At 71.8% G+C, this 6,008-nt stretch carries 7 protein-coding genes; 3 read left to right on the forward strand and 4 right to left on the reverse strand.

The window, feature by feature from the left end:
* The coding region (locus G9H71_RS20610; protein ID WP_166284659.1) for an NHL repeat-containing protein at positions 1 to 1,348 on the forward strand (1,348 nt) is incomplete at its 5' end.
* Positions 1,349 to 1,452: 104 nt separating this feature from the next.
* On the opposite strand, the gene G9H71_RS20615 is transcribed toward G9H71_RS20610, so the two are convergent.
* On the reverse strand, positions 1,453 to 1,869 hold the full coding sequence (locus G9H71_RS20615; RefSeq protein ID WP_166284660.1) for a hypothetical protein: 417 nt from the start codon (positions 1,867 to 1,869) through the stop codon (positions 1,453 to 1,455).
* Entirely contained in the window at positions 1,866 to 2,456 is a 591-nt protein-coding gene (locus tag G9H71_RS20620; RefSeq protein ID WP_166284664.1) for a helix-turn-helix transcriptional regulator, read from the reverse strand. Before G9H71_RS20620 ends, G9H71_RS20615 begins: the two co-directional genes overlap by 4 nt.
* Before the next feature lie 230 nt (positions 2,457 to 2,686).
* Here G9H71_RS20620 and G9H71_RS20625 point away from each other — a divergent pair, with 230 nt between their 5' ends.
* Both G9H71_RS20625 and G9H71_RS20630 read left to right on the forward strand, forming a co-directional pair.
* On the forward strand, positions 2,687 to 2,965 hold the full coding sequence (locus tag G9H71_RS20625; RefSeq protein WP_166284661.1) for a GlsB/YeaQ/YmgE family stress response membrane protein: 279 nt from the start codon (positions 2,687 to 2,689) through the stop codon (positions 2,963 to 2,965).
* A gap of 97 nt (positions 2,966 to 3,062) precedes the next feature.
* Entirely contained in the window at positions 3,063 to 3,431 is a 369-nt protein-coding gene (locus G9H71_RS20630) for an STAS domain-containing protein (RefSeq protein WP_331273160.1), read from the forward strand.
* 4 nt (positions 3,432 to 3,435) lie between these two features.
* Here G9H71_RS20630 and G9H71_RS20635 read toward each other — a convergent pair whose 3' ends face one another.
* Both G9H71_RS20635 and G9H71_RS20640 read right to left on the reverse strand, forming a co-directional pair.
* Positions 3,436 to 5,112 (reverse strand): alpha-amylase family protein, encoded by a 1,677-nt coding sequence (locus G9H71_RS20635; protein ID WP_166284662.1) that lies wholly within the window; start codon positions 5,110 to 5,112, stop codon positions 3,436 to 3,438.
* A 78-nt stretch (positions 5,113 to 5,190) separates the two neighbouring features.
* On the reverse strand, positions 5,191 to 6,008 hold an 818-nt coding region (locus tag G9H71_RS20640; RefSeq protein ID WP_166284663.1), incomplete at its 5' end, for an aldehyde dehydrogenase family protein.

The raw sequence follows: 6,008 nt of genomic DNA on the forward strand, positions 1-6,008 counted from the left end.
CGGGACGGGGCCGTACGTCCCCCCGCCGCCGCGCGAGGGCGACTTCACGTTCCCGGGCAAGGCGGTGCGGCTGCCCGAGCGCCTCGGTGGCGGCTTCCTCGTGTCCGACTCCGGCCACCACTCGCTCGCGGTGCTCGACGAGACGGCCGAGAAGGTCGTCCGCCGCATCGGCTCCGGCCAGCGAGGGCTCCTCGACGGCGACGAGGCGACGGCCCGCTTCGCCGAGCCACAGGGGCTCGTGGTGCTGCCCGAGGACGTCGCGGCTGAGGTGGGCTACGACGTGGTGGTCGCCGACACGGTGAACCACGCGCTGCGCGGGGTCACGCTGGCGACTGGTCAGGTGCAGACGCTTGCCGGAACGGGCCGTCAGTGGATGCAGGGTTCCGGAACCGCTGATCTGTCGTCCCCGTGGGACGTCGCGTGGTGGCAGGGCAAGGTCTGGATCGCGATGGCGGGCATCCACCAGCTGTGGATGTACGACCCGCGCAGCCTCGCGGTGGCGGTGGCCGCCGGCACGACGAACGAGGGCCTCGTCGACGGGCCGGCCCACGAGGCGTGGTTCGCCCAGACCTCGGGGCTCGCGGCCGACGGCGACACGCTCTGGATCGCGGACTCCGAGACGTCCTCACTGCGCCGCGTCCGCGTGGACGGCGCCGGGGCGTACGTCGTCGAGAGCGTTGTGGGCAAGGGGCTCTTCGACTTCGGGCACCGTGACGGGCCGGTCGACGAGGCCCTGCTGCAGCACCCGCTCGGCGTCACGGTGCTGAGCGACGGGTCGGTGCTGGTGAGCGACACCTACAACGGTGCGCTGCGCCACGTCGACGTGGCAGCGGGGACCGTGTCGACGGTCGCGACCGGCCTGGCCGAGCCCTCCGACGCCGTCCTGGGCGACGAGGGCGCCGTGCTGGTCGTCGAGTCGGCCGGGCACCGGCTGTCCTGGGTACGCCTCACCGGGGCCGCCTCGGTGGAGGGCTTCGCCTCGCGTACGCAGCGGCCGACGACCGACGTCGCCCCCGGCCCGCTCCGGCTCGAGGTGGTCTTCGACCCGCCGCCGGGCCAGCACCTCGACGAGCGCTGGGGCCCGGCCACGCGGCTCGTCGTGTCGTCCACCCCGCCCGGACTGCTCCGGTCCGGCGAGGGGCGCGACACGGGACTGGCCCGCGACCTCGAGCTCGACCCCGGCGCGGGCGACGGCGTGCTGCACGTCGCGGCGATGGCCGCGTCCTGCGACGACGAGGGCGGGGAGGGCGCGGCGTGCCACGTGCACCAGCAGGACTGGGGCGTACCGGTCCGGATCGTCCCCGGCGCCCCGGACACGCTGACGCTGGTCCTCTCCGGCAACGCCTGACGCCTCCCTCAACCCCTCTTCGCTGATCAAGCACAGTTGGCGAGTTATCCCCAGTCTGTGGGTAACTCGCCAACTCTGCTTGATCAGCCAGGGGGGTGGGCGGGTCAGGGGCGGTCGCCGTGCGGGGTGTCTTCAGAGGCGCCGTCCCCGAACGCCTCGGGCGCCACGTGCCGGCGCACGGGCGGCGCCAGTAGCGGGCCGAGCGCCAGGAGGTACGCCCCGACGAGCGCGAGCGAGCGCAGCGTCGGCGTTTGCAGGGCCGAGAGCAGCACGCCCAGCGTGGAGAACGCGCAGGTGACGGCCCAGGCGACCCGGCTGCGGCGCAGGATCAGCCAGGCCAGCAGGCCAGCCAGGGCGAGGGCTGTCGTCACCCCGGACGCGTCGCTGCCCGGGTAGTCCGTGAGGGCGGTCTGCAGCGCCACGCCCGCGAGGGACACCGCGACCGCGGTTTTCACCGGGAAGGGCGCGTTGCGCGCGAGGCCGGGGTCGCTGTCGTCGGGCCCGGGGTGATCGACGGTCACGGGCCGCCCTTCCAGTGCTCGATCCGGCGGTGGTCCGGGGTGAAGCCGTGCTCCACGCCCCAGAGGACCGCCTGTGTCCGGCTCCCCGCCTGGATCTTGCGATAGACCGAGCGGATGTAGGACTTCACGGTGTTCGGGCTGAGGAAGGTCAGCGCGGCCACCTCGGCGTTGCTCTTGCCCTGGGTGATGAGGGCCAGGATCTCCGCCTCCCGGTCAGTGAGCCCCTCGCCGCGCCCCGGCCAGTCCAGCCCGGGCGCACTGCGGGCGTGCAACGGCGCGTCGCTCACCACGAGCTCGCCGGCGTGCACGGCCTCGAGGGCCAGCACGAGCTCGCGGGCCGGCAGCGTCTTGGACAGGTAGCCGCGCACCCCCTGGTCGCAGGCGCTGCGGACCAGGTCGGGGTGGAAGTTCCAGGTGTAGACGGCGACCTTGCGCGCCCGCGGGTTGTCGATCAGGACCTGGATCTCGTCGTGGTCGGACTCCGGCTGGGCGAAGGCGTCGTAGAGCGCGATGTCGACGGCGTCGTCGAGGGAGGCGTTGGCGTCGATCTCGGCCACGACCACCCGGTCGCGGTAGGGGTCGAGCATCCGCGCCACCCCGGCGAGCACCACGTCGTAGTCGTCCACGAGGGCGACGGTCAGCGGGGCGGCAGGCACTCGGTCACCGTAACCCTCCCTAGGGGTGTACTGCGCCCGCCCTAGGGGTGGTTCAGTCGTGCCGAGCGCTCAGCCGGGTCGGCGTCCTGCCGGCCTCTCGCCCCGCACGGGTCGCCCCTCCTGCGCCGGCCCGCCGCGTACCCCACGGAAAGGGCACTCCCATGCTCGGTCTCATCGTCACGATCCTGCTCGTCGGCCTGATCGCCGGCGCCCTCGCGCGCCTGCTGGTGCCGGGGCGGCAGGACATGTCGATCCCGATGACCATCGTCCTCGGGATCGTCGGCTCCCTGCTCGGCGGCTTCCTGGGCTACCTGCTCTTCGGCAAGGACTCCGAGGACGGCTTCCTCCAGCCCGCCGGGCTCGTCGGCTCGGTCATCGGAGCCGTCCTCGTGCTGCTGCTGTGGACCCGGTTCGGCCAGCGCAGCACGGCGCGTCGCTGAGGCGTACGCGCCTTTGATCGGCCGGCCGCGTCGGGAGCGTCGAGGGGGGCGGACTCCCGACGCGGTCGGCCTCGTCCCGACCTCGTGGAGGAGAAGCGTGAGCGAGAGCCTGACCATGACGTGGCACGACGAGGAAGCCGCCACGGTGGTGCGGATCGCTGGGGAGATCGACGCCCACACCGCACCGCAACTGCGGACGCGACTGATCGAGATCGTGGCCGAGGGCAGGGCCCGGCTGGTCCTGGACCTCACCGGGGTGACCTTCTTCGACTCCACCGCGCTGGGAGTCCTCGTCGGGGCGCAACGCCGGGTCCGTGCGCTCGACGGCCACCTCGGCGTCGTCACGGACCGGCCGCTCACGGTCAAGGTCTTCCGCATGACCGGCCTGGACAAGGTGATCGCGCTGCACCGGACCCTGCAGCAGGCGCTGGACTGGCAGGCAACGCTTCCGCGCGCCGGCGGCTGAGCGGTCAGACGAGCATGCGGTCCCGCGGCCCCAGCACCCGGAGCCAGCGGTGGCCGTACCTCCCGAGCGAGAGGTGCAGCGAACCGTCCTCCGGCACCGGCCACTCCTCGGTCGTGTCCAGGTCCACCACCCGGCTGCCGGGCTCGCACCAAAGTAGCGGCACCGTGACGTCCACGCGGTCGGCGGCGAGGTTGTGCAGCGTGACGACGGTCCCGCGCTCCCAGTCGTTGCGCAGCACCAGGACACCTGGTGCATCGGTCTCCAGCACCTCCGCGGACCCCCATGACAGTTCCGGGCACTCGCGGTAGCGGGAGATCAACGTGCGCAGGTAGGTGAGCAACGATCCCGGGTCCCGCCGTTGATCGCGTACGTTCACCTGCTCGGGGCCGAAGTCACCTTCCGGAATCGTGGCTCGTGCCGGTTCGACACCGGGCGGGGAGAAGCCGCCGTTCGGCTCCGGTGTCCACTGCATCGGAGTGCGTACGGCCATGCGCCCCTCCGCCCGCAGGTCCTCGCCCATGCCGATCTCCTCGCCGTAGAACAGCGTCGGAGTGCCCGGTAGCGCGAAGAGCATGCTGTAGACCAGGCGGACCCTGTCCTGGTCACCGTCCAGCATCGGGGGTACGCGACGGCGCAGGCCGCGGTCGTACAGCTGCATCGACTTCTTCGGGCCGAAGGCGTCGAACACCTCCTGCCGCTCCGACAGCGTCAGCTTGTCCAGGGTGAGCTCGTCGTGGTTGCGGACGAACGTCGCCCACTGGCAGTCCTTGGGCGGTTCTGGCCGGGCGCGGACGGCGTGCACGAGCGGCGACGAGTCCTGTCGCGCCATCGCGAGCCAGAGCGCCTGCATGCCGTTGAAGTCGAAGATGACCGTGAGCTCGTCGCCGTCGGCCGAGCCGAAGAACTCCGCGGTCTGGTCGTACGGCAGGTTCACCTCGCCGAGCAAGGTGACGCCGCCGTCCCGCCGGGTGAGGAACGTGCGCAGGTCGCGCAGGTAGTCGTGTGGCCGCGGGAGCTTCTCGTCCCCGTGCGGCACAGCGCCGGTCTCGAGCAGGAACGGCACCGCGTCGACCCGGAAGCCGGAGAGGCCGAGCTGGGTCCACACACTCGTGATGCGTGCAATCTCGTTCCGGACTGCAGGATTGGTGATGTTGAGATCAGGCTGCTGCCGGTAGAACTGGTGCTGGTAGTACTGCCCGGCCTCCTCGTCGTAGGTCCACACGCTGTCCTCGACATCCGGGAAGACGACACCCTCAGAGGCGTTGGCCGGCGGCTCGTCGCGCCAGACGTACCAGTCGCGGTAGGGCGAGTCGCGGCTGGAGCGCGCGCTCTGGAACCACGGGTGCTGCACCGACGTGTGGTTGACCACGAGGTCGGCGATGACCCGGATGCCGCGGTCGCGGGCCGTACGCACGAACTCGACGAGGTCGCCGAGCGTCCCCAGTCGCGGGTCGACGGAGTAGAAGTCCGTGATGTCGTAGCCGTCGTCGCGCTCCGGTGACGGGTAGAACGGCATGAGCCAGACGCACGTCACGCCGAGGTCGGCGAGGTAGTCGACACGCTGCGTCAGGCCGGCGAAGTCGCCGTAGCCGTCGCCGTCCCAGTCGAGGTAGGTCTCGACGTCGAGGCAGTAGACGACGGCGGACTTCCACCAGACGTCGGCGGTCTCGCTGGTACGCACGGGCTCGGCGCTCCTCGACGGCTGTGCCTGTGGACAACTCGCCACATGTGCATGATCAGCGGGGGAGTGGGGGTGCGGCTACTCGGTCTTCGTCGACGCGTCGCCGGAGGCGGAGTCGCCCACCCACACGGTCTTCGCGTTGCAGAAGGCGCGGATGCCCTGCGCGCTCAGCTCACGGCCGTAGCCCGAGCGCTTGACGCCACCGAAGGGGATCTCGGGGAAGGAGGTGACCATCCCGTTGACGAAGACCATGCCGGCCTCGAACCCGTCGATGAACTTCTCCTGCTCGGCCGGGTCGTCGGCCCAGACGTTGGCGCCGAGGCCGAAGGGGCTGTCGTTGGCCAGGCGCAGCGCCTCGTCGGCGGACTCGGCGGCGTGGATCGTCGCCACCGGCCCGAACGCCTCCTCGGCCCAGAGCCGCATCTCCGGCGTCACGCGGTCGACCGCAGTCGCGGGGTAGAACGCGCCGGGCCCGTCCGGGACCTCCCCGCCGCACAGCACCCGGGCGCCGCGCGACCGGGCGTCCTCGACCATCTCGTGGAGCTCGTCGCGGCCGCGCTCGCTGTAGAGCGGGCCGAGCTGCGTCTCCTCGTCCAGCGGGTCGCCCATCCGCAGCGCCTGCAGCCCCTCGACGAAGCGGGTGACGAACGTGTCGTAGACGTCGGCGTGCACGATGAAGCGCTTCGCGGCGATGCAGGACTGGCCGTTGTTCTGGCAGCGAGCGGTCACGCCCACCTCGGCCGCGCGGGCGATGTCGGCCGAGGGCAGCACGACGAACGGGTCGCTCCCGCCGAGCTCGAGCACGGTCGGCTTGATCTCGTCGCCGGCGATCGAGGCCACCGACCGGCCCGCCGGCTCGCTGCCGGTCAAGGTGGCCGCGGCGACCCGCGGGTCGC

This window comes from Motilibacter deserti, from assembly GCF_011250635.1.
GTDB lineage: Bacteria > Actinomycetota > Actinomycetes > Motilibacterales > Motilibacteraceae > Motilibacter_A > Motilibacter_A deserti.